This is a genomic window from Acinetobacter sp. UC24323 (assembly GCF_024151445.1).
Classification (GTDB): Bacteria; Pseudomonadota; Gammaproteobacteria; order Pseudomonadales; family Moraxellaceae; genus Acinetobacter; species Acinetobacter baumannii.
Genome location: NZ_JAHIBY010000014.1, coordinates 17,112 through 39,406, shown reverse-complemented (window position 1 = coordinate 39,406; position 22,295 = coordinate 17,112). Strand labels below are relative to the sequence as shown.

General features: G+C 39.9%; 24 protein-coding genes. 17 read left to right on the top strand and 7 right to left on the bottom strand.

Annotation, left to right across the window (positions count from 1 at the left end):
- Window positions 1-190 precede the first annotated feature (190 nt).
- Window positions 191-628, top strand: coding sequence for a DoxX family protein (locus KNQ97_RS16705; RefSeq protein WP_253612485.1), 438 nt, complete (start codon window positions 191-193; stop codon window positions 626-628).
- A 59-nt stretch (window positions 629-687) separates the two neighbouring features.
- On the opposite strand, the gene KNQ97_RS16700 is transcribed toward KNQ97_RS16705, so the two are convergent.
- Window positions 688-1,905 carry a DUF445 domain-containing protein gene (locus tag KNQ97_RS16700; RefSeq protein ID WP_169518027.1) on the bottom strand — a complete coding sequence of 406 codons (1,218 nt, stop codon included), beginning with the start codon at window positions 1,903-1,905 and terminating at the stop codon, window positions 688-690.
- Between the two features lie 387 nt (window positions 1,906-2,292).
- Here KNQ97_RS16700 and guaA point away from each other — a divergent pair, with 387 nt between their 5' ends.
- From guaA to KNQ97_RS16665, 7 genes are all read left to right on the top strand, one after another.
- Complete coding sequence (gene guaA, locus KNQ97_RS16695; protein ID WP_000210750.1) at window positions 2,293-3,861, top strand: glutamine-hydrolyzing GMP synthase; 1,569 nt, start codon at window positions 2,293-2,295, stop codon at window positions 3,859-3,861.
- A gap of 65 nt (window positions 3,862-3,926) precedes the next feature.
- Window positions 3,927-4,715: an ANT(3'')-II family aminoglycoside nucleotidyltransferase gene (locus KNQ97_RS16690; protein WP_001279064.1), complete on the top strand. Its 789-nt coding sequence runs from the start codon at window positions 3,927-3,929 to the stop codon at window positions 4,713-4,715.
- Between the two features lie 222 nt (window positions 4,716-4,937).
- Window positions 4,938-5,465, top strand: coding sequence for a PadR family transcriptional regulator (locus tag KNQ97_RS16685; RefSeq protein WP_001249779.1), 528 nt, complete (start codon window positions 4,938-4,940; stop codon window positions 5,463-5,465).
- A gap of 60 nt (window positions 5,466-5,525) precedes the next feature.
- Window positions 5,526-5,831 (top strand): DUF3861 domain-containing protein, encoded by a 306-nt coding sequence (locus KNQ97_RS16680; protein WP_000809284.1) that lies wholly within the window; start codon window positions 5,526-5,528, stop codon window positions 5,829-5,831.
- A 156-nt stretch (window positions 5,832-5,987) separates the two neighbouring features.
- A complete protein-coding gene (locus KNQ97_RS16675; RefSeq protein WP_000069626.1) occupies window positions 5,988-6,935 on the top strand; it encodes a pirin family protein in 948 nt (315 codons plus the stop codon).
- Window positions 6,932-7,339, top strand: coding sequence for an OsmC family protein (locus KNQ97_RS16670; RefSeq protein WP_253612484.1), 408 nt, complete (start codon window positions 6,932-6,934; stop codon window positions 7,337-7,339). Before KNQ97_RS16675 ends, KNQ97_RS16670 begins: the two co-directional genes overlap by 4 nt.
- A gap of 111 nt (window positions 7,340-7,450) precedes the next feature.
- A complete protein-coding gene (locus KNQ97_RS16665) occupies window positions 7,451-8,119 on the top strand; it encodes a glutathione S-transferase (RefSeq protein WP_000626445.1) in 669 nt (222 codons plus the stop codon).
- 43 nt (window positions 8,120-8,162) lie between these two features.
- On the opposite strand, the gene KNQ97_RS16660 is transcribed toward KNQ97_RS16665, so the two are convergent.
- Together KNQ97_RS16660 and argS are read right to left on the bottom strand one after the other, a co-directional pair.
- On the bottom strand, window positions 8,163-8,789 hold the full coding sequence (locus KNQ97_RS16660; RefSeq protein WP_000467262.1) for an SPOR domain-containing protein: 627 nt from the start codon (window positions 8,787-8,789) through the stop codon (window positions 8,163-8,165).
- Between the two features lie 153 nt (window positions 8,790-8,942).
- Window positions 8,943-10,733 carry an arginine--tRNA ligase gene (gene argS, locus KNQ97_RS16655; RefSeq protein WP_253612483.1) on the bottom strand — a complete coding sequence of 597 codons (1,791 nt, stop codon included), beginning with the start codon at window positions 10,731-10,733 and terminating at the stop codon, window positions 8,943-8,945.
- A gap of 496 nt (window positions 10,734-11,229) precedes the next feature.
- Here argS and KNQ97_RS16650 point away from each other — a divergent pair, with 496 nt between their 5' ends.
- Entirely contained in the window at window positions 11,230-12,927 is a 1,698-nt protein-coding gene (locus KNQ97_RS16650; protein WP_000623101.1) for an NAD-dependent malic enzyme, read from the top strand.
- Between the two features lie 45 nt (window positions 12,928-12,972).
- Here KNQ97_RS16650 and KNQ97_RS16645 read toward each other — a convergent pair whose 3' ends face one another.
- Window positions 12,973-13,893, bottom strand: coding sequence for a Dyp-type peroxidase (locus KNQ97_RS16645; protein ID WP_000126807.1), 921 nt, complete (start codon window positions 13,891-13,893; stop codon window positions 12,973-12,975).
- Window positions 13,894-14,050: 157 nt separating this feature from the next.
- Here KNQ97_RS16645 and KNQ97_RS16640 point away from each other — a divergent pair, with 157 nt between their 5' ends.
- The gene (locus tag KNQ97_RS16640; protein WP_002003548.1) at window positions 14,051-14,677 is read left to right on the top strand and encodes a LysE family transporter; all 627 of its coding nucleotides are present in this window, start codon (window positions 14,051-14,053) and stop codon (window positions 14,675-14,677) included.
- Between the two features lies 1 nt (window position 14,678).
- On the opposite strand, the gene znuB is transcribed toward KNQ97_RS16640, so the two are convergent.
- The 3 genes from znuB to KNQ97_RS16625 are packed head-to-tail and all read right to left on the bottom strand — an operon-like array spanning window position 14,679 to window position 16,750.
- Window positions 14,679-15,488 carry a zinc ABC transporter permease subunit ZnuB gene (znuB, locus tag KNQ97_RS16635; protein WP_114183764.1) on the bottom strand — a complete coding sequence of 270 codons (810 nt, stop codon included), beginning with the start codon at window positions 15,486-15,488 and terminating at the stop codon, window positions 14,679-14,681.
- Window positions 15,489-15,491: 3 nt separating this feature from the next.
- On the bottom strand, window positions 15,492-16,280 hold the full coding sequence (gene znuC, locus KNQ97_RS16630) for a zinc ABC transporter ATP-binding protein ZnuC (protein WP_001112013.1): 789 nt from the start codon (window positions 16,278-16,280) through the stop codon (window positions 15,492-15,494).
- A complete protein-coding gene (locus KNQ97_RS16625; RefSeq protein WP_000093118.1) occupies window positions 16,253-16,750 on the bottom strand; it encodes a transcriptional repressor in 498 nt (165 codons plus the stop codon). The genes znuC and KNQ97_RS16625 overlap by 28 nt, the downstream gene beginning before the upstream one ends.
- A 127-nt stretch (window positions 16,751-16,877) precedes the next feature.
- Here KNQ97_RS16625 and KNQ97_RS16620 point away from each other — a divergent pair, with 127 nt between their 5' ends.
- The 7 genes from KNQ97_RS16620 (at window position 16,878) to atpA (ending at window position 22,244) form a co-directional block, all read left to right on the top strand.
- Window positions 16,878-17,717 (top strand): zinc ABC transporter substrate-binding protein, encoded by an 840-nt coding sequence (locus KNQ97_RS16620; protein WP_000490209.1) that lies wholly within the window; start codon window positions 16,878-16,880, stop codon window positions 17,715-17,717.
- 169 nt (window positions 17,718-17,886) lie between these two features.
- Window positions 17,887-18,285, top strand: coding sequence for an ATP synthase subunit I (locus tag KNQ97_RS16615; protein WP_000084237.1), 399 nt, complete (start codon window positions 17,887-17,889; stop codon window positions 18,283-18,285).
- Window positions 18,286-18,389: 104 nt separating this feature from the next.
- The gene (gene atpB / locus KNQ97_RS16610; protein WP_253612482.1) at window positions 18,390-19,265 is read left to right on the top strand and encodes a F0F1 ATP synthase subunit A; all 876 of its coding nucleotides are present in this window, start codon (window positions 18,390-18,392) and stop codon (window positions 19,263-19,265) included.
- An 84-nt stretch (window positions 19,266-19,349) separates the two neighbouring features.
- On the top strand, window positions 19,350-19,595 hold the full coding sequence (atpE, locus tag KNQ97_RS16605) for a F0F1 ATP synthase subunit C (RefSeq protein WP_000424060.1): 246 nt from the start codon (window positions 19,350-19,352) through the stop codon (window positions 19,593-19,595).
- Window positions 19,596-19,633: 38 nt separating this feature from the next.
- Entirely contained in the window at window positions 19,634-20,104 is a 471-nt protein-coding gene (locus KNQ97_RS16600) for a F0F1 ATP synthase subunit B (protein ID WP_001024691.1), read from the top strand.
- 12 nt (window positions 20,105-20,116) lie between these two features.
- Entirely contained in the window at window positions 20,117-20,653 is a 537-nt protein-coding gene (locus KNQ97_RS16595) for a F0F1 ATP synthase subunit delta (RefSeq protein ID WP_000818995.1), read from the top strand.
- A gap of 46 nt (window positions 20,654-20,699) precedes the next feature.
- Window positions 20,700-22,244: a F0F1 ATP synthase subunit alpha gene (atpA, locus tag KNQ97_RS16590; RefSeq protein WP_253612481.1), complete on the top strand. Its 1,545-nt coding sequence runs from the start codon at window positions 20,700-20,702 to the stop codon at window positions 22,242-22,244.
- The last annotated feature ends 51 nt before the right edge of the window (window positions 22,245-22,295 follow it).

Genomic DNA, 22,295 nt, shown 5'->3' with positions numbered 1-22,295 from the left:
ATGATTAAGTGGTAAACCGTGCTCAAATCCTAGCAGTGAGCCTATAGAAAGTCAGTATAAAACATCAAAAATATACAAATTGATCATCCTATTTGTGCAACGATATATATGGATTTTGAGTATTTAATTATCAATGTCCCAAACCTAGAATGAGTTCATCAACAAATAAGCATTAAATAAAGGTGGCAATATGTTTAATCCAAATGTGGTGGTCAAAAATATCGTGACGCAACCAGGCGCAGACAGTTTTATTAGCCTTGTTGCTCGTCTTCTTATCGCTTATATCTTTCTTGCTGCTGGTTGGGGGAAAATTACCGGTTATGCGGCAACTGCAGGATATATGGAAGCAATGGGTGTTCCAGGTGGACTTCTACCATTAGTCATTCTGGTTGAGTTCGGTGGTGGTTTAGCGTTGTTATTTGGTTTCCAAGCACGTTTCGCAGCTTTTGGTCTTGGGATCTTTAGTATCTTAACTGCGTTCTTATTTCACCAAGGTGGGGCTGATGCAGCAGCACAATATAACAATGGCATCCACTTTATGAAAAATCTTGCAATGGCAGGTGGTTTATTCTTCTTGATGCTTCACGGTGCTGGACGTATGAGCCTCGACCATGCAATTGAAAAATAATATCTAAAGCAAAATAAAAACCGGATGATTCATTCATCCGGTTTTTTTATATTTAAAAATTAAAGCATAAACTGGATTTGTAGCTCACCAACAACAAAACCAAGTACTGCGCCTACTGCAATGAGTGCCCACTCATCTTCTTTAAAGGCTGGACGTAGCATACCTTCAAATTCCGAAGGCGTTAATTTCTGCATACGCTCAATCAGGGTATTGCGAATATTCATGGCATCTTCTGCATAAGACTCAACATATTTCATGGTCTCTGGAAGTTGCTGCATGATACGTTCCGCAACCTGAGTTTTCATATTCTGGTATTTTTCTCCACCAATTGCATAAACAACGAGTGGGCGGATTACACCTGCTTGCATGTCAATTTCCTGTTTGACATGACGGTTAACCAGCTCAATAACACGTGCAGAGTGTGTACCTGAAAACAACTCTTCCATCATATGACGTGAAGTCAAAAGTTGTTTGGAAATTAAAGCTGCATAGTCAGCTGCCACTTCATTTTGACGTTTAATAAATAGACCTTGCCATGTATAGCCCAATATTTTTTTCGGATAGAGGGGTCTAAACATCATTTGTAGGGCAATCCAGTCACTAAAAAAACCTACAAATCCGCCAAACAGAGGTAGCATCCAAGGATATTTTCCTTGTGTGACAATCCAGCAGAGCATCTGGATCACACCAATACCAAAACCAAATACAAAACCAACGTTACTGAAAAACTTAAACTCTTGTTTGCCTACACGTTTAAAAATATTGTTCAGTAGGCGTTTGTCTTTAAGTAAATTACTAATGACTAAATGTTTAATATCAAAATATCGATTTACGTCACGTTGCACTTCACTCATGATGTGCTCGACAATTTCCGGGGCTTTTGATTGCACTCTGCGGATCAGTCTTTGGCGGGCAAACTCAGGCATGCCTTCCCATAAGCCTGGTTGATATTCTTGAGCAACCTCACGGGTAATATCTTCTGCTGCTGCCATTAATGGTTTTTCAATTTCTTTAGCAATACGCTTTGGGTCAAGGCGAGCAAAAATTTCTTCGGGCTTAATGAGCTTAGCCGTCATAAGCTCTACAGCAGTCGTTGCCATTTTTTCGGCTTTACGAGGCACAATACCTTGCCAGCCAAAAAACGGTTTAATACCTTTAAATTCAAGTGGTGAAAACATCATTTGAATGGCAATCACTTTAGTGACATAGCCAATTAAACCACTCATGAAAGGAATAGAGACATACAACCAAAAATGTTGCTGGAAATCTGCAATCATAGTTTGAAGCATTGTTGTTCCTTAGATTTCTATTGATTTTGATATGGGGCAACAAGCCATAAAAAACGGATAACTGTTTAAGGTCAGACAAATATCGCTTAATGGTATTTACCTTTCCATGGTAATGCCTGTTTTATCGGGTCATCTTAACATCAAATTCATTATGATGTTGCATAGAATGTGATGAATTTATCAATATGCATGAAGCTCTAAAGTAACTTTTAGGGTATTGATAAATATAAATAAATAATATTTTATATCGATTATTCTAACTATTAAAATGATTCTAATATGAAAAAAATAAGATATATGATGATTTGCGGTGCGTCGAAGCGTGAAAAATGTTAAAATGGCGCGCTTAATTCTTTTGCCATTTAGTGGTTTGTCATGACTACCAATACTCAAATTACTGAAGATCGTATCCTGATCCTGGATTTCGGCTCTCAATATAGTCAGCTCATTGCACGTCGTGTACGTGAAGCTGGTGTTTACTCTGAAATGTATGCCTTTGATATGTCTGAAGAAGACATTCGTGCTTTTAAGCCAAACGGTATCATTTTATCAGGTGGACCTGAGAGTGTGCATGAAGAGGGCAGCCCTCGCGCACCGCAAGTGGTGTTTGAATTAGGCGTTCCAGTATTGGGTATTTGCTATGGTTTACAAACCATGTCTGAACAGTTAGGCGGTAAAGTTGAGCCGGGTACTGTACATGAGTTTGGTTATGCCGAAGTTGATATCGTTAAACGTGACCAACTTATTGGCAACTTACAAGACCGCGAAAACCAACTACACGTTTGGATGAGCCACGGCGACAAAGTGAGCCAGATTCCAGAAGGTTTTACGATTACTGCAAGCACACCAAGCTGTCCAGTTGCTGCTGTAAGTGATGAAACACGCCGTTTTTACGGTGTTCAGTTCCACCCAGAAGTAACACACACGGCAAAAGGTGAAGAGCTACTTTCTAATTTCGTTCACAAAATTTGTGGATGTGGTGGCCTTTGGACACCTGAACACATCATCGATTTGCGTGTAGAGCAGTTACGTGAACAAATTGGTAATGAGAAAGTACTTTTAGGTCTTTCTGGTGGTGTTGACTCATCTGTTGTTGCTGCGCTTTTACACAAAGCGATTGGTGACCAATTAACATGTGTATTTGTTGATAATGGTTTACTTCGTTTAAACGAAGGTGACCAAGTGATGCAAATGTTTGCTGAAAACATGGGTATTCGTGTTATTCGTGCAGATGCAGAAGCGCGTTTTTTAAATGCTCTAGCTGGCGTTACCGATCCTGAAGCGAAGCGTAAAATTATTGGTCGTGAGTTCATTGAAGTATTTGCTGAAGAAGCACGTAAACTTGATGGCGTGAAATTCTTAGCGCAAGGTACAATTTACCCAGACGTAATTGAATCTGCTGCAAGCAAACAAGGTAAAGCACACGTTATTAAATCTCACCACAATGTGGGTGGTTTACCAGATGATTTAGCATTTGAATTGGTTGAACCTTTACGTGACTTGTTTAAAGATGAAGTACGTAAATTAGGTACTACACTTGGTTTACCGCACAGCATGATCTACCGTCATCCATTCCCGGGCCCAGGTTTAGGCGTTCGTATTTTGGGTGAAGTGAAAAAAGAATATGCAGATATTCTTCGTCTTGCTGATGATATCTTTATGCAAGAGCTTCGTGACAGCGGTTGGTATGATAAAACAGCTCAAGCATTTGCTGTCTTCCAACCTGTTAAATCAGTGGGTGTAGTCGGTGATGGCCGCCGTTATGCATGGGTGATTGCGCTTCGTGCAGTTGAAACAGTTGACTTTATGACAGCTCGTTTTGCACATTTACCATACGAATTGGTTGATAAAATCTCCACACGCATTATGAACGAAATTAAAGATGTATCACGTGTGGTATACGACGTGTCATCTAAACCACCAGCAACGATTGAGTGGGAATAATCAAATGAATAGGCAGGATTAAATCCTGCCTTTTTTATATCTGTTTCTTCCGAAGGAGGTGAGAGATGTCTGATTTCATTCAGTTAGAATATCTACAAGAAAAATTACAGCAACTTTTAGCGGAATCATTATTTGCAATCTATCTTTATGGTTCAGCTGTTGATGGTGGCTTAGGGCCAGAAAGTGACCTTGATGTTCTGGTCGTGGTTACTCAACCATTAACATCTGCTTTACGCGAGCAGCTTGCACAAGAATTACTAAAAATTTCACAGCCTGTTGGGGAATTACAAAGACCATTAGAAGTTACTATTTTATTAAAAGATGAGATTCAGTCTGGAAATTATCCTTTAAGTTATGAAATGCAGTTTGGTGAATGGCTACGTGAAGAACTTAAAGAAGGTGGAACATTAAGTTCGCAGAAAGATCCAGATATTAGTATATTGCTTAGAAAAGCGAGATTTCATCATACAGTTTTATTTGGTCCAGCTTTGGACCAATGGGCACCTGAAATTTCTGATCAAGAACTATGGCAAGCAATGTCTGATACTTATCCCGAAATTGTAGCTCATTGGGATGAGGATGCAGATGAAAGAAACCAGATTTTAGCTTTATGTCGGATCTATTTTAGTTTAGTCATGAAGGATATTGCTTCAAAAGACAATGCAGCTCGATGGGTTATGCCTCAGCTTCCTCCTGAGCAGAAATTCGTATTGCAGCGGCTTATACAGGAATATAGAGGGGAAATAGGCAAACAAAATTGGCAAGAGGAACATTATGCTTTGCAGCCTATTGTTAATTTTCTGAGTTCAAAAATTGAAGAGCAGTTTGAGCAGAAAAGAAATTTGATCACATAATAATTTTTTAGATTCTGGCTTTTTTTACCGACTTTACTAAACATACGGCTATATAAGAGTGCTTAAGCACTCTTTTTTTATTACTTAGTGTTTAAAGAAAATAATATTAATTTTAATAATTATCAAAGCAATAGGTTAGATTTTATTACTTTTTCTTGATAAAAGATATATTAAGATATATCTTAATAGTTATAAATTGTGCGTATTAGAGAACCTCCAAAGATGAGACAACAATCAGAACATCATCATGCTGAACATAATGACCATTATCACGGCCATCACCGTTCGGGGCGTCGTGGGAGACTTTTTGAAGCTGGACGTATGAAACTTTTAGTCCTTCATCTTATTCAGCAAAGTCCTAAGCATGGTTATGAAATTATTAAAGAAATAAGTGATTTGGTAGGCGATGGCTATACGCCAAGTGCAGGAACAATCTATCCGACTTTAACTAGCCTGGAAGAAATGAACCTCATTAACTTGCTAGATGTAGAGCGTAAACAATATCAAATTACGGAATTTGGGGAAGCTTATTTAAATGAACACCAAGACAAGCTAAGTGGGTTGTTAGAGAAATTGCGTTTGAGACGTGAAATTCACAGTAATGATCAATTAATCGAAATTCACCGTGCCATGGAAAACTTAAAGACGGCTTTACGTTTGAAATTGAATACCACTGACTTGAAGCAAGAGCAGATCTATCAAATTGCTGAAAAAATTGATCAGGCTGCTGTTGCGATTGGGCGCCTATAAGTGGGCCTTAAACAGGTTGAAATTATCCAAAAACTATCAACTTTAATAGAGAGTTTATGTATGAAACAGCATCAATATCACGTTACGGTACAACATTTAAAAGATGCCAAAGGGGAAGTTTCTACCTATACGGAAAGGCTCGAGTTCTATACTGGTAATCATGACGATATTTTTGAGATTGTTGAAAAGTTAAAGAATGCAGAATTTTTTGATGATCAAACCACAAAGTCTTTTGCGGTCGGTCTAAAGTTATTTAGTGAAGTCATGTTAGAAAATCGAGACCATCCATTGTTTCAAGAATTCTTGCCACAGTTTGGGCAATTTATGAAGAATTTAAAACAACAAGTTAAGACTCAATCACCTTAAGTTGGCCATATACCTTTAAATTTTCGATTGTTAAAAATTGATTGTCTCATTCATGGCACCCTGTGTATTACTAAAAGACTATATTGAATAATGAGTGTATTGTTAAGATCAGTATAACGACTCATTGCACAAGCATAGGTAAAAGAGAGTAATATCATGAGCAATAATAACGATTACGATATTTCGGATTCAAAGGATTGCGAAAAATTTGCCAATCAATTTATTCAGGAATTTCCAATTCGCTCTGCCGAAATTGGACAGGGGACGGTGATTAAGCGGGCTTTACCTAGTCGACAAAAACGAATGATTGGGGCATGGTGCTTTTTAGATCATGCAGGACCAGTAACGTTTCCTGCCGGCAATGGTTTAGATGTAGGACCTCATCCACATATTGGTTTGCAAACCTTCACGTGGATGATTGAAGGGACCATGATGCATACCGATAGTTTAGGGTCAAAGCAATTAATTCGCCCTAAACAGGTAAACTTGATGACAGCAGGACATGGTATTTCTCATACCGAGGTTGCACCTGATACTGAAACTCAAATGCATGCTGCGCAGCTCTGGATCGCATTACCGGACCATAAGCGCAACATGGATCCGAAATTTGAACATTATCCCGATCTTCCTGTTGTTGAAAAAGACGGTCTGGAATTTACTGTACTGGTGGGTGAATATTTAGAGACGACTTCTCCAGTTGTGGTTCATACACCGTTAGTAGGGGTTGATCTCATTGCTACCCAAGATACTAAAACACGTATTCCACTAAATCCTGAATTTGAATATGGTTTTATGGCATTAGATGGCGTAGCTCATGTGAATGGCCATGAACTTACTGCTGACAATATGGTTGTATTGGATACAGGTTTGAACGAAATTGAGATTGAAGTAAAGAAAGGGAACCGTGTGCTATTAATCGGTGGTGAACCTTTTGAAACTCCGATCTTATTATGGTGGAATTTCGTTGCACGTACGATGGACGATTTAAAAGAAGCACGTGAGCAATGGGTTAATCATGACGTGCGTTTTGGTGAAATTCCAGATTATGTGGGTGCCCGCTTAGAAGCACCAGTTCTTCCAGATCAAATGAGAGCATCAAAATGACAGCAGTAATTGCGAGCAGTAAAGCAAAGCCTCTTGCAGAGCAATGGAAAGGGGAAATTACCAGCGGCCGTCATCAATACTTTTGTGATGAGCCTGAAAAGCTAAAAGGGCATGACCAAGGGCCTGCACCTTATGATTTGCTTACCGGAAGTCTGGCAGCATGTACACTTATTACTTTAAGAATGTATGCAAAACATAAGGGTTATGATTTTGGTGAGTACTCGGTTGAAATTGATTTTCATACCAATCGAGAGCATGAAGAACATATCGAGCGTCGTATTGTTTTTAAAGAACTTCCAAACGAAGAACTTCAGCAAAAAATCTTAACCATATGCAGTAAAACCCCAGTCACTAAAACTTTGTTACGTAGTTTAGACATTCATACTGTGCTTGTTACAGCATAAAAATGCTATTTTGTTGCGGTGGATGATTTATATCCATCCCACAAATGGAATAAAACAGCATGTTCACATGCTGTTTTTTATGTAAAAAGAAAAATAAAAGTAGGCAATACCATGATTAGTGTACACCACCTGGAATGTTCGCGATCGTTTCGGATTTTATGGGCTTTAGAAGAGTTAGGCTTGGATTATGATATTCATTTTTATCAACGTCTTCCGAACTATTCAGCACCAGAAACATTGAAATGTATTCATCCGCTCGGCAAGGCACCTATTTTGACAGATGATGAGCAGGTTATCGCAGAATCGGCTGTTATTTTAGAGTATTTGCAGCAGCGATATGATCAAAAGCAGCAGTTTAAACCTAAGCAAGCTCAGGATTTACAGCAGTATATTTACTGGATGCACTATGCCGAAGGCTCACTTATGCCGTTATTAGTGATGACTTTGGTCATGAACAACGTCAATAAACATGTACCTTGGCTAATTCAGCCTGTGGCAAAGAAAATTACAGAAGGGGTTAAAGCAAATTTTGTTCGTCCACGTATGAAAGACCATATTAGTTTTTTAGAAAATTATTTGGCTGAGCATGAATATTTTGCAGGGGATTTTTCATTTGCAGATATTCAAATGAGTTTTCCACTAGAGGCTCTACAGTCACGTCTTCAAGGTAAATATCCGCATATTCAAGCATTCTTACATCGGATTCAGCAAAGACCAGCTTTTCAAAAAGCGAGACAGAAAGGTTTAGGGTCAAACGAAAGAAATTGTGCTGATATATAAAAGAAAAGGAACAAATATTTGTTCCTTTTTTATTGCTTAATCTTTATCTGCGTTTAATCACAATAGAGTCAATACCGCTATGCTGCAATGTTTGTTGAGCAGCGAGAGCAGCTTCTTGAGTGTCATATGGACCAGAAATAACACGATACCAAGTTTTTCCATTCTCAGAGCTTTTAATTACATCAGCCGATAAGCCATTTAAAATGATTTCTGCACGTCGAGCATCTGCTTGATCGGGGTCAGTATAGCTTCGAACTTGTAAAATATAATTTGGTTGTTGAGGTATAGCAGCTGTTGAGTCAGTCGTGTCGTCAGTGCTTACACTTGCAGGTTCAGAAGCGGCAGGTTGAGCTGTACTAGGTGCTTCTACAATCATGGCAGTACCCTGATTTTTACTTTCTGGAATTGCCTGTTCCGGAATAGGAGTGACCTGCTGTTGAGGCAATAGATCATAAAAGCGGTAATCTTTATTGGTTTCTTCTTCTTTATAGTGCTCAGAAGTAATCTGGTTTTTTGAGGAAACAGGTTGCCACGGTTTCCAAAGCATGAGCATTACTGCGATACATAAGACCGCTAAAATAGCGACAAGTGTCCCTAACCATTTAGGAATTAAAGGTTTTTTAGGCTTGTTAGGTCTTTCAGATACACCGCGTTGCGTTTTGCCAAACACGTGGATTATTCCTCTGTATTTTGATTGTTTTATTTCGAGTTTAGTTCTCGTTTACTTTAAAACATCGCTTCGCATAGATAGAATTCCTTGCAAAGCGTTATTTCTTACAACATGAAGGGGTATATGGCTTTGACCAAACACCCCAACACTAACTTACATGGCTTCAGGTGCAGAAACACCGAGTAATTCTAAGCCATTGCGCAATACTTGCTGTACATTGATTGAAAGTAATAAGCGTGCTTGTGTAAGTTCAGCATCATCACTTAAAACTTTGTGTTCATTGTACCAACCGTGGAATAGCGCAGCTAATTCTTTTAAGTAGTTACCTACTTGGTGTGGTTCATATGCATTAGCAGCACGTAACACAACGTCTGGATATGCAGCCAGTTTAGCAAGAATTTCAGTTTCTGCATCAAGTGATAAACGTGCAGCATGTGAACGAGCAGCACTTACTTCAAATTGTAAGCCAGTGCTCGCTGCTTTTTCTAGCATACGGCAAATACGTGCATGAGCGTATTGAATATAATACACCGCATTGTCTTTACTTTGTGAAACAGCAAGGTCAAGGTCAAAGTCAATGTGTTGTTCACTTTTACGCATCACGTAGTAGAAACGAGCTGCGTCATTGCCGACTTCTTTACGCAAGTCACGTAAAGTCACGAATTGACCTGAACGAGATGACATTTGAACCATCTCACCACCGCGCCATAAGCTTACGAACTGAACTAAAAGAACAGTTAATTTTTTCGAGTCATAACCCATTGCATCAATCGCAGCTTTTACGCGAGAGATATAACCGTGGTGGTCAGAACCCCAAATATCAACAAGGTCAGTATAACCACGTTGTAGTTTGTTTAAGTGGTAAGCAATGTCAGATGCAAAGTAAGTCGTTTGACCATTACGGCGCTTCACAACACGGTCTTTTTCATCGCCAAATTCAGTTGATTTAAACCAGATGTTGCCATCTTTTTCATATAAGAAGCCGCGTTGATCAAGTGTTTCTAACGCTTCGTCAATTTTTGCGCTAAGAGATGCTTCACTAAACCATTGGTTAAAGGTTACGCCGAAGTCAGCAAGGTCATCTTTAATATCATCTAAAATGGCATGAAGTGCTGCTTGATGGAATACGCGGTAGCCTTCACCTAATAATTGTTGTGAGTTGGCAATAAGACCGTCAATGTGTTTTTCTTTGTCGCCAGATAATACGACTTTGTTGCCTTCGCTATCTAGCTCTTCAGCATATTGCACGTCTTCTGGTACATCTTTATAAACATTCGCAACTTCATGAACGTAAGCATCGCCATCTCTATTAATGATGCCTTGTGCGATTTCTTTAACGTAATCGCCTTGATATGCATTTTTAGGGAATACAAGGTTTTGTCCAAGTAATTCCAAATAACGTAAATAAGTAGAAGTCGCCAAAATATCCATTTGACGGCCAGCATCATTTACATAATATTCGCGATCAACTTTAGCACCTGTTGCTTCAAGTAAGTTTGCAACAGTCATACCATAAGCAGCACCACGGCCATGACCTACGTGTAGGCTAGACGTTGGGTTTGCAGAAACGAATTCAACTTGAATCTTTTTAGCTGCATTTGATTGGCTACGACCAAAGCTTTCTTTTTGAGCCTGAATCTGGTCAAGAATTGCAAAACGTTGATCTGCATTTAAAAAGAAATTGATAAAACCAGGGCCTGCAATTTCAGCTTTGCTGATGTCTGCAACTTCTGGTAGCGCTGCTAGAATTTTCTCAGCTAAATCGCGTGGTTTCATACCAGCAGCTTTAGAGCCGATCATGGCAATATTAGAAGCAAAATCGCCATGGCTTCGGTCTTTGGTGCGTGTTAAATTGCTTGAATTATTCCAATCCGAAGGAAGCACACCTTCTTGCTGAAGGGTTTGCACTGCATGGTCGAGAGCTGCTTGTATTGCCGTATTCATATCAATCGAAAATAGATGTCGCAGAAAAACGTCAAATATAGCAAATTTCCTATGAGTTAGGGGAGTGCATTTAACGCTTTCATTTAATTTCTTTCTTGAAGTTTCATGGAACTATTTTTTTTGTAAATATTAAAAAATGAACATAATTAAATTCTAAAAATACGTAAATACAGGCTTTTTAGGTAATATTTTTGAAATTATAAGATAGTAAAACACTTGGTATTTTTTATGGAAATGTAAGATAGGGTAAAAATATAAGATTCTAAGTCAGATATAGAGTTGAGAAAGAATAATTTAAAAAAATATGAAAAATGTAAGTAATTAATTTTTAATATTAATTTTGTTATATGTTTTTTCTAAATAGTATTTAATTTCAATATCACAGTTTAAAATACCTATTTTGTATTAAATAGTCTTAAGCTTACGCATACAACGAGCTTTAGAGAGTGCTGAAACTGTACTTTTCTGAGTTCTAAGCTGGAAAATGAGATAGGCAATGATATCAGGTCACCCAAGTAAACATCCCCTTTATATCCCTTATGCAGGCTATACACTTTTAGAGTTACCCCTTTTGAATAAAGGGTCCGCTTTCACTCAAGAAGAAAGAAGTAACTTTAACTTACACGGGTTACTTCCACATATTATTGAAACTATCGAAGAGCAAAGCCAACGCTCTTATCAGCAATATTGTGCTTTCAATGATGATATTAATAAGCACATCTATTTACGTAATATCCAAGATACCAACGAAACTCTGTTCTACCACTTAATTGAAAATCATCTTGAAGAGATGATGCCAATTATTTACACGCCAACTGTGGGTGAGGCATGTCAACGTTTCTCTGATATCTATCGCCGTCATCGTGGTGTTTTCATTTCATATCCAGATCGTGATGTGATTGATGATATTTTGCAAAACGTTAATAAAAATAATGTCAAAGTCATCGTGATTACAGATGGTGAACGTATTTTAGGCCTTGGTGACCAAGGTATTGGTGGCATGGGTATTCCAATTGGAAAACTTTCGCTTTACACCGCATGTGGTGGTATTAGTCCTGCTTACACATTGCCAATCACAATTGATGTAGGGACGAATAACCCTCAATTATTAAATGACCCGATCTACATGGGATGGCGTCAACCACGTATTAGTGGTGATGAGTATTATGACTTTGTAGATATGGTGATTGAAGCTGTAAAACGTCGTTGGCCAAAAGCACTCATCCAGTTTGAAGATTTCGCACAAAAAAATGCGATGCCACTTTTAGAAAAATATCGCGATAAAATTTGTTGTTTCAATGATGATATTCAAGGAACAGCAGCGGTTTCTGTTGGTAGTTTAATTGCTGCAAGCCGTGCAGCAGGTAAACAATTAAAAGACCAAACAATTGCTTTCTTAGGTGCAGGTTCGGCTGGTTGTGGTATTGCAGAGCAAATCGTTGCACAAATGGTTTCAGAAGGTCTAACCGATGCTGAAGCACGTGCTCGTGTTTACATGGTAGATCGTTTTGGTTTGATCACTGAAAATCAGCCAAACCTATTAGACTTCCAACGTAAGTTAGCTCAAAAAGCTGAAGTAGTAGACCAATGGGGCAATATTGAAGAAGTGATTTCACTGCTTGATGTTGTTAAAAATGCCAAGCCTACAGTATTAATCGGTGTTTCTGGTCAGCCGGGCCTATTCACCGAAGAAATTATTAAAACAATGGCTGCCAATTGTGAACGACCAATTGTGATGCCGTTATCTAACCCGACTTCGCGTGTAGAAGCAGTACCGGCGGATATTGTGGAATGGACTGAAGGTAAAGCATTAATTGCAACGGGTAGCCCATTTGCACCTGTAAATCATCACGGCAAGCTTTATAATATTTCGCAGTGCAATAACTCATACATCTTCCCTGGTATTGGTTTAGGTGTAGTAGCATCAGGCGCTAAACGCGTTACAGAAAACATGCTCATGGCTTCAAGTAGTGCTTTAGCAGACTGTTCACCGTTGCTGAAAGATCCACAAGCGGATTTATTGCCACCTTTAGGTGAAATTCAACAAGTGTCTAAAGTAATTGCATTTGAAGTGGCAAAAGCTGCAATGGCAGATGGTGTGGCTGTAACCATTAGTGATGATTTGCTTAAGCAGAAGATTGATCAATCGTTCTGGAAACCAGAATACCGTAAATATAAGCGTATTCCTTTCTAAGAATGAGAATGTGAAAAGAGGAGCTTAAGCTCCTCTTTTTTTCTTTTAAGCCTCTAAAATTTCTTCTAATAGTTCTTCACTTGGTGCAAAGTAATATGCCCCGTCAAGCGGTGTCACGAAGTGCAATAAGCGGTCATGGATGCCATCCCCACTTGTACCAAACATGCGCTTTAACATCGCATCAATAATGCTCAGGTCTTTAGTGTAAGCAATGAAGAATAAACCTTGATCACCTCGACCGTCACCATAAGGTAAGCTGTGACGTAGGATTTCCATTTCTTCGCCTTCCTCATCTTCAACGACAGTACGAGCGACATGGGCATTTTCCGGTTTAACATCATCATCTAATTCAATAGATTCAAGCTTGGTACGGCCCATGACATTTTCTTGTGCATCGACTTTAAGTTTTTTCCATTTTTCCAAGTCATGTGCATAGCGCTGCGCAAATATGAAACTACCATCTGCAAATACTCCAGCACTTTCTGGGAGGAGAGCAGTTTCTGCGCGGTCATCTGGAAATTGAGGGTTTTCAGTACCATCTATAAAGCCAGTAATATCGCGACCATCGAAATAACGGAAGCATACACGCTCATCCAGAACTTCAACTTTATCTTTAATCCCTTCAAAAAATGCTTGGCTTAAAGCAAAACAGATATCAGAACGCATACTGGCAATGTGAATAAGCACATCAGCTGGTACGACTGGCATATTGAATGCGCCATTTTCTGGTTCAAGTTGTTTAAAACCAGCAGGAGATTGACTGTAAAGTTGCTTCCAAAGTTCTGGACCAAAAGCGACTGCTGTCTTAATTTGTGCGTCTGAATGTTGAGTAATGAGACGGTCACGTGTTTCGAATAAAGCTTCGAGTTGTTCTTTTAATTCAGCAATTGTTAAATCTTTTAAACGAAGAACAATAAAACGGGCATGATCTGATGGTAATGGCAAAATGACAGATTGAGCAGTCATTAGAAGATCTCTCCTCAATTATAATTTAGTATGAGCTTCAATTATTGTGCCTGATGCGAAGAGCCGTTAGTAGTCTATTTATTGATTTTATTGTTTGAATTATCGCCACGATAGTTTTATAAAACGGTATAATTCCACTTTTATTATCTATTTCGCTATGTCTTTGCAAGTTTGGTTTGCTTATATGTTGGCCTGTTGGGTCATTAGTATTTCTCCGGGAGCAGGGGCTATTGCTTCTATGTCGAGCGGCTTAAATTATGGCTTTAGACATGGCTACTGGAATGCGATCGGTTTGCAAATCGCCTTGTTAATTCAAATCATGATTGTAGCGGCGGGTGTGGGTGTTTTATTTGCAACGACCCCATTGGCTTTTCAAGCCGTTAAGTGGTTTGGTGTGGCATATTTATTGTATTTAGCTTATTTGCAGTGGACAGCACCAATAAAAGACATAGAAATTCAACACGAAAAAAAGGATAAATCTGTTTCTGCTCTGCTATTCAATGGATTTGTGGTCAATATCAGTAACCCTAAAGCGATTGTATTTCTATTGGCAGTTTTGCCTCAGTTCTTAGATTTAAGCAAACCTCAATGGATACAATACCTGATTATGGCAGCCACTATGGTTACGATTGATTTGATTGTAATGGCTGGTTATACAGGGCTAGCTTCAAAAGTTTTAAGATTGCTACGTTCTCCTAAGCAACAAAAATATTTGAACCGTGGTTTTGCTGTCATGTTTAGTTGTGCAGCGTTATTGCTAAGTACGGTCCATCAAGCAGCCTGATTTAGGCCGCTTGAGTTTGATTTTTGATTTTTTGAACCATAAAGATAAGTGCAAAACTTAAAGCCATACATAAAACAATACTGAGGCCAGTCGAGATATTAAGTGCTGCGCTTGACCATAGGCCAACACTGACACCGAGTTGAGCTAAAACAAAGGCCCAAATAACCATTTGCTTTGGTGAGTGAGCGAGTAGTCGAGCGCTCAACGCTGGAATAACCAGTAGTGCCCCCATTAAAAGTGAACCTACTGCACGTAAAGCTAATACTGTAAATAAGGCTAGCAGTAACATAAAAATGAGACGCTGCCATTTCGCATTTATCCCTTCACTAATTGCAATATCCGGATCAATTGCAATTTGAATTTGTGGCTGCCAATAGCGATAAAGAATGGCGAGTGATACCGCAATAATTAATGTGAAAACAGGTAGGTCAGGCCAGTCAATACTCAGTAAGTCACCAAATAAATAACTTAAAAGCTCCGGTCTTAAACTTGGAACATGCTGAATAAATAGAAGCCCACTACATAACAAAGTCGCTGAGCATAGGGCAAGCAAAGCATCGTTTGGTAAACGATTGTCATGTAGTGCCCATAAAATAGCGACTAATAAAATAGCTGTACCTGCCACACCAAGCCAGAGAGGAAGGCTTAAAGCACCAGCAATTGCTACCCCAAGTAAGGTTCCATGTGCCATGGTGTCTGCAAAAAAAGACATACGTCTCCATAGCATGAGACAACCAAGTGGTGCAGTCAAAAAGACTAATAAGGTTCCCATAATCCATGCGGGTAACAATAATTGTAACCATTCCATCATGGCTTAAGCTTCCGGTTCCGGGTGAATGTGAGGTCTGCTATTGTGAGGGCAGGGGTGTGCAGCGTCACCATGCGCACAGTGATCATGATGATGTTGATAGAAAACTCGCTGAGTACCGAATATTGCTTGGTATTCAGGATGCTGCTGAATACTTTCTGGTAAGCCACTACAGCATATATGCTTGTTTAAACAAACAACGCGTTGAGTTCCCTGCATGACCCACTGTAAATCATGGGAAACAATTAAAATGGCACAACCATAACGTTCCGGCAGACTACGTACATATTCATAAAGCTCAGCTTCTGATTGAATATCTAAGCCTTGCATGGGCTCATCAAGAACGAGGATATCTGGCTTTCTAAGTAAAGCACGTGCGAGCAGTACACGTTGGCGCTCTCCACCAGAAAGTTGTTGAACTTTTGATTGTTGTAGTTTGGCAATACCGGTGTCTTGAATAATTTCCTGACGAAGGGCAGGGCTACACTTTTCCAGATCTAATAAATCTTGAACCCGTAAAGGAAGACTATGAGATGGATTAAATTTCTGAGGCACATAAGCCATTTTTAGTTTTTTATTGCTTATGACGCGTCCGCTACTTGGCTTTAAAATACCAAGTAGAACTTTAATTAAAGTTGATTTACCTGCGCCATTGGGACCAATTAAGGTCACAATTTCATTTTCATGCAGAGCAAAATCAACTTTTTTTAATATATCCCGCTGATCACGATGAACAGAGACCTGTTCAAGTTGAATCAAAACAGGATTTAGCGAGCTGTGCGGCACTGCTGGCATTTCCCCGAAATTTCTATAATGCTGTGTTGTGCTGCGAAATCATCTAAAGCTGCAAGTTGGTCAAGTTGTTGGGTTAGACCTTGTGAAGATGCTTCTTTAACCGTGTGACATTCGGTACAAATCAGGAATGCAGCCTGATGACCTTCACGTGGGTGACAGCATGGTATGTAAGCATTAATAGATGTTAAGCGATGAATAAGACCCTTTTCTAATAAAAAGTCTAAAGTTCTATAAACAGTAGGAGGGGCGGCAGGGCGATCTGTTTGACTTTTAATACGTGCTAATAAGTCATAGGCACCCATAGGACCTGAAGCATTTAAAATGAGTTCAAGAACTTCTTTACGCAAAGGCGTAAGGCGTGCGCCGACCGCAGTACATAAAGTTTCTGCTTCAGCTAAACGACTTGCGACATTATGGTGATCATGTACACCATGCAAAGAATCATGATGTTCATGCATGCAAGAACTCATAGACATAACCTCAAATTTTTAATGGAATATTAGCATGAAGCGGTGCTTCATTCGATTAATCTTAGGTATTTTTGTAACTTTGTTATATTATAACATGCTTCGAGCTATTACTAATTGATGGTCTGTCATGTTCCGCGTTTTTGTTTTCAGTATGTTCTCTCTTATGAGTACGTTAGGTTGGAGTCAGGGTTTGGTTGTCTCTACGCACCCAATCTATTTGATTGCAAAAGAAATTACCAAAGGAGTTGAAGAACCCCAGTTATTGCTTCAAGGGCAAAGTGGGCATGATGTACAGTTAACACCGGCACACCGTAAAGCAATTAATGATGCTTCTTTAGTGATCTGGTTAGGAAAAGCTCATGAAGCTCCGCTCAACAAATTGCTAAGTAACAATAAGAAAGCAATTGCTTTGTTAGATAGCGGTATTCTTTCTATTTTGCCGCAGCGCAATACACGTGGGGCTGCTTTACCAAATACTGTAGATACGCATGTCTGGCTAGAACCAAACAATGCAGTACGTATTGGCTTTTTTATTGCAGCTTTACGTTCACAACAGCATCCTGAAAACAAAGCGAAGTATTGGAATAATGCGAATACATTTGCACGAAATATGTTACAGGCGGCTCAAGCTTACGATAGTTCAAGCAACGGTAAGCCGTATTGGTCTTATCATGATGCTTATCAATATTTGGAGCGTTCGCTAAACTTAAAGTTTGCTGGTGCCTTAACGGATGACCCGCATGTAGCTCCTACAGCGGCACAAATAAAGTACCTTAATGATAGTCGACCAAAAGCTCAGATGTGTTTACTTGCAGAAAGTTTTACAACAAAAGGGCAATATCAAAAACTGGGTAGTATTACCTTCCAACCCGTTGATGAAAGTATGAATAATGAAGATAATTTTGTAACAGCATGGAAGAAACTGGCGATAAAAACCGATAAATGTGTATTAAATACGCAAAAGTGAGATAAAAAGTAAACAAAGGCTGACTGTAGCGTCAGCACCACCTGTCACGAAAAACCCCGACTAAAGTCGGGAAAAGATTGCATGTTCAGGGGTGTAACTCTATAATGCCTGCGATTAAAAGCGATCATCAGCTAAACTTGTCAAGCATTTATGCTGTGAGTGGATAAAAATGAGCCAAACTAGTCGCTTGATTGACCGACGATTAGCAAAAGCTTTGGTCTTCTTACAAGCATGCATGATCCCTGTTTCCGCACTTGTGGCGTGGAGCATAAAAGACATGACAGCAGCATTAAGTGCGGCACTTGGTGCATTGGTCTGCTGGCTTGCTACGAGCTATTTTGCGTGGCAATCCTTCAGAACGGCAGGTGCGAGAGCATCTAAACAAGTGCTGTCTAACATGTATAGGGGCATGTTAGGCAAATTTGCAATCATGATCGTTGGATTTATTTTGATTTTGAGCAATGTTAAACCTTTATCACCGTTAGCATTGCTGTTTGGTTTTATTCTCGTTCAAGCGATGTCGTGGGTTGCTCCTTTTTGGGTGTCACGTCTACAAAAACGGGTATAGAAACAAGAAGAATTGAAGATTTTTTGGAGGGTGGCGAGATATCGACAGTACGCCGATGTTCGTTTCCCTTCTTTTTAGTAATTGACATTGACCAGGTGTGATTTATGGCTGCTGAAGAACATGCCCTCACTTCGACAGAGTATATCAAGCATCACTTGACCAATATGACCTATGGCAAAATGCCAGATGGTACATGGAAATTGGCTGAGACTGCTGAAGAAGCTCATTCGATGGGGTTCACTGCAATTCACTTGGATTCAATGGGTTGGTCAATTGGCCTTGGTGTGATTTTCTGTTTGTTATTTTGGATAGTTGCGAGAGCTACAAATGCTGGCGTTCCAACAAAATTCCAATCTGCAATTGAAATGATCATTGAGTTTGTTGACTCAAGTGTCCGTGATACTTTTCATGGCAAATCACGTTTAATCGCTCCACTTGCACTCACTATTTTCGTGTGGATTTTCCTCATGAACTTAATGGACTTGATCCCAGTTGACTGGATTCCTCAAGTTGCTGCATTTGTGGGTGCTAACGTATTTGGTATGGACCCTCACCACGTTTACTTCAAGATCGTTCCATCTACAGATCCAAACATTACCCTTGGTATGTCTTTATCTGTATTTGTACTTATCTTGTTCTACAGCATCCGCGAAAAGGGTGTTGGCGGTTTTGTAGGCGAGTTGGCACTTAACCCATTTAACCCAAGTAATCCAGTTGCAAAAGCGTTGCTTATTCCAGTGAACTTGATTTTGGAATTGGTAACATTCCTTGCTCGTCCTATTTCATTGGCTCTCCGACTATTCGGTAACATGTATGCCGGTGAGTTGATCTTTATCCTGATCGCATTATTGCCGTTCTGGATTCAATGGGCGTTATCTGTGCCTTGGGCGATCTTCCACATTCTTGTAATCACGTTGCAGGCATTCATCTTTATGATGCTTACCATCGTTTACTTGAGCATGGCAAGCGAAAAACATTAATGGTATTGCCTAACTGTCAAACGATGGTTGGGCTGAATTTTTTTAATTTAATTTGGTAATAACCTAACCTCTGAGGAATTTTTCATGGAACTCACTTTAGGTCTAGTTGCAATTGCATCTGCTATCTTGATCGCTTTCGGTGCTTTGGGTACTGCGATTGGTTTTGGTCTTTTGGGTGGTCGCTTTTTAGAAGCTGTTGCTCGTCAACCAGAATTAGCTCCACAACTTCAAACTCGTATGTTCTTAATCGCGGGTCTTCTTGATGCTGTGCCTATGATCGGTGTTGGTATTGGCTTGTTCTTCATCTTCGCTAATCCATTTGTAGGTTAATCAGCTTAATTCCTAAATCCACTATTTGAGGAATTGCAATGAATATCAACCTCACATTGATTGGTCAAGCGATTGCGTTTGCGTTTTTTGTCGCATTCTGCATGAAGTTTGTTTGGCCACCACTAATCAATGCGATTAGTGAGCGTCAGCGCAAAATCGCTGATGGCTTAAATGCAGCAGAAAAAGCGAAAGCTGACCTTGCCGATGCACAAGCGCAAGTAAAGCAAGAGCTTGATGCGGCTAAAGCACAAGCGGCTCAATTGATCGAACAAGCGAACCGTCGTGCAGCGCAATTGATCGAAGAAGCTCGTACTCAAGCTGCGGCTGAAGGTGAGCGTATTCGTCAACAGGCTAAAGAAGCTGTTGATCAAGAAATCAATTCTGCTCGCGAAGAATTACGTCAACAAGTAGCTGCCTTGGCAGTAACTGGTGCAGAAAAGATCCTGAACCAACAAGTTGATGCAGAAGCTCATAACGCCATGCTGTCTCAGCTGGCTGCTAAACTTTAAGCGAGGCGAATTATGGCTGAACTCTTGACGTTGGCACGTCCGTATGCCAAAGCAGCATTTGCTTATGCTTCTGAGCAAGGTGCAACAGACAATTGGTCGAATGCGTTACAAGTGCTCAGTGCTGCGGTGCAAGACGAAGCATTTTCCGCTTATTTAAATCGCCCTGAACTTACTCCTGCGGAGCAAGTGAAGCTTTTTGCTAAAGTTTTAGGTGAAGATCAGTCTCAAGCAGTGTCTAACTTTTTGACACTTCTTGCAGATAATGATCGATTAGTGTTGTTACCTGAAATTGCAGCAGAATATGAACAGCTTAAATCACAGAATAACAACAATGTGGATGTCGTGATTGAATCGGCTTTCCCGTTAACTGCTGAACAAGAGCAACTGTTGAAATCTGCTTTAGAAAAGCGTTTTAACAGCACAGTAACTGTTTCAGTTGAAGTTAAACCTGAGCTTATTGCAGGTGTTGTAATTCGTGCAGGCGATCAAGTGATAGATGATTCTGCGCTTAACAAGCTTGAAAAAATGCGTACTCGTCTTCTTGCATAATGCAAATGATGAAGACTGAACTAATAAAAGATTGAGGAATAGCGCAATGCAACAACTGAATCCATCCGAGATCAGTGCGCTCATTAAACAGCGTATCGGAGATCTGGACACCAGCGCGACCGCTAAAAACGAAGGTACCATTGTTATGGTATCCGACGGTATCGTGCGTATTCACGGTCTTGCTGATGCAATGTACGGTGAAATGATCGAATTCGACGGCGGCTTATTTGGTATGGCACTGAACCTAGAACAGGATTCAGTGGGTGCCGTTGTTTTAGGTAACTACCTAAGCCTTCAAGAAGGTCAAAAAGCTCGTTGTACAGGTCGTGTTTTAGAAGTTCCAGTTGGTCCTGAACTTCTTGGCCGTGTCGTAGATGCTTTGGGTAACCCAATTGATGGTAAAGGCCCAATTGATGCAAAATTAACTGATGCTGTTGAAAAAGTAGCACCAGGTGTAATTTGGCGTCAATCTGTAGACCAACCTGTTCAAACTGGTTATAAATCAGTTGATACCATGATTCCTGTGGGTCGTGGTCAGCGTGAGTTGATTATTGGTGACCGTCAAACTGGTAAAACAGCAATGGCGATCGATGCGATTATCGCTCAGAAAAACTCTGGCATTAAATGTGTATACGTTGCGATTGGTCAAAAACAATCAACAATTGCAAACGTTGTACGTAAGCTAGAAGAAACTGGCGCTATGGCGTATACAACTGTTGTCGCTGCTGCGGCTGCTGATCCTGCTGCAATGCAGTATTTAGCTCCGTACTCTGGCTGTACAATGGGTGAATACTTCCGTGACCGCGGTGAAGACGCTCTTATCATTTATGATGATTTGTCTAAGCAAGCTGTTGCTTACCGTCAAATTTCATTGCTTTTACGTCGTCCACCAGGTCGTGAAGCGTATCCAGGTGACGTATTCTATCTTCACTCACGTCTTCTTGAACGTGCTTCACGTGTATCTGCTGAATACGTTGAGAAATTCACTAATGGCGCAGTAACTGGTAAAACTGGTTCTTTAACTGCATTGCCAATTATTGAAACTCAAGCAGGTGACGTATCTGCATTCGTACCAACAAACGTAATTTCGATTACTGACGGTCAGATCTTCTTAGAAACATCATTATTCAACGCAGGTATCCGTCCTGCTGTGAACGCGGGTATCTCTGTATCTCGTGTTGGTGGTTCTGCTCAAACTAAGATCATCAAAAAATTGTCTGGTGGTATCCGTACCGCTTTAGCGCAATACCGTGAATTGGCTGCGTTTGCTCAGTTTGCTTCTGACCTTGATGAAGCAACTCGTAAACAACTTGAACATGGTCAACGTGTAACTGAGTTAATGAAGCAAAAACAATATGCTCCTTACTCAATTGCTGACCAAGCTGTTTCTGTTTATGCATCTAACGAAGGCTATATGGCTGACGTAGAAGTTAAGAAAATCGTAGACTTTGATGCTGCGTTAATTGCTTACTTCCGTTCAGAATATGCTTCGTTGATGAAACAAATCGATGAAACTGGTGACTACAACAAAGACATCGAAGCAGCAATCAAAGCTGGTATTGAAAGCTTTAAAGCGACTCAAACTTACTAAGTTCAGTTTTAGTTAAGTTTGGTTCACGGATCAACCTTCGGAAGCTCGAAA

Coding starts and splice junctions, on each gene's coding strand:
- KNQ97_RS16705 (WP_253612485.1), top strand. CDS start 191: ATGTTTAATCCAAATGTGGTGGTCAAAAATATCGTGACGCAACCAGGC.
- KNQ97_RS16700 (WP_169518027.1), bottom strand. CDS start 1,905: ATGATTGCAGATTTCCAGCAACATTTTTGGTTGTATGTCTCTATTCCT.
- guaA (WP_000210750.1), top strand. CDS start 2,293: ATGACTACCAATACTCAAATTACTGAAGATCGTATCCTGATCCTGGAT.
- KNQ97_RS16690 (WP_001279064.1), top strand. CDS start 3,927: ATGTCTGATTTCATTCAGTTAGAATATCTACAAGAAAAATTACAGCAA.
- KNQ97_RS16685 (WP_001249779.1), top strand. CDS start 4,938: ATGAGACAACAATCAGAACATCATCATGCTGAACATAATGACCATTAT.
- KNQ97_RS16680 (WP_000809284.1), top strand. CDS start 5,526: ATGAAACAGCATCAATATCACGTTACGGTACAACATTTAAAAGATGCC.
- KNQ97_RS16675 (WP_000069626.1), top strand. CDS start 5,988: ATGAGCAATAATAACGATTACGATATTTCGGATTCAAAGGATTGCGAA.
- KNQ97_RS16670 (WP_253612484.1), top strand. CDS start 6,932: ATGACAGCAGTAATTGCGAGCAGTAAAGCAAAGCCTCTTGCAGAGCAA.
- KNQ97_RS16665 (WP_000626445.1), top strand. CDS start 7,451: ATGATTAGTGTACACCACCTGGAATGTTCGCGATCGTTTCGGATTTTA.
- argS (WP_253612483.1), bottom strand. CDS start 10,733: ATGAATACGGCAATACAAGCAGCTCTCGACCATGCAGTGCAAACCCTT.
- KNQ97_RS16650 (WP_000623101.1), top strand. CDS start 11,230: ATGATATCAGGTCACCCAAGTAAACATCCCCTTTATATCCCTTATGCA.
- KNQ97_RS16645 (WP_000126807.1), bottom strand. CDS start 13,893: ATGACTGCTCAATCTGTCATTTTGCCATTACCATCAGATCATGCCCGT.
- KNQ97_RS16640 (WP_002003548.1), top strand. CDS start 14,051: ATGTCTTTGCAAGTTTGGTTTGCTTATATGTTGGCCTGTTGGGTCATT.
- znuB (WP_114183764.1), bottom strand. CDS start 15,488: ATGATGGAATGGTTACAATTATTGTTACCCGCATGGATTATGGGAACC.
- znuC (WP_001112013.1), bottom strand. CDS start 16,280: ATGCCAGCAGTGCCGCACAGCTCGCTAAATCCTGTTTTGATTCAACTT.
- KNQ97_RS16625 (WP_000093118.1), bottom strand. CDS start 16,750: ATGAGTTCTTGCATGCATGAACATCATGATTCTTTGCATGGTGTACAT.
- KNQ97_RS16620 (WP_000490209.1), top strand. CDS start 16,878: ATGTTCCGCGTTTTTGTTTTCAGTATGTTCTCTCTTATGAGTACGTTA.
- KNQ97_RS16615 (WP_000084237.1), top strand. CDS start 17,887: ATGAGCCAAACTAGTCGCTTGATTGACCGACGATTAGCAAAAGCTTTG.
- atpB (WP_253612482.1), top strand. CDS start 18,390: ATGGCTGCTGAAGAACATGCCCTCACTTCGACAGAGTATATCAAGCAT.
- atpE (WP_000424060.1), top strand. CDS start 19,350: ATGGAACTCACTTTAGGTCTAGTTGCAATTGCATCTGCTATCTTGATC.
- KNQ97_RS16600 (WP_001024691.1), top strand. CDS start 19,634: ATGAATATCAACCTCACATTGATTGGTCAAGCGATTGCGTTTGCGTTT.
- KNQ97_RS16595 (WP_000818995.1), top strand. CDS start 20,117: ATGGCTGAACTCTTGACGTTGGCACGTCCGTATGCCAAAGCAGCATTT.
- atpA (WP_253612481.1), top strand. CDS start 20,700: ATGCAACAACTGAATCCATCCGAGATCAGTGCGCTCATTAAACAGCGT.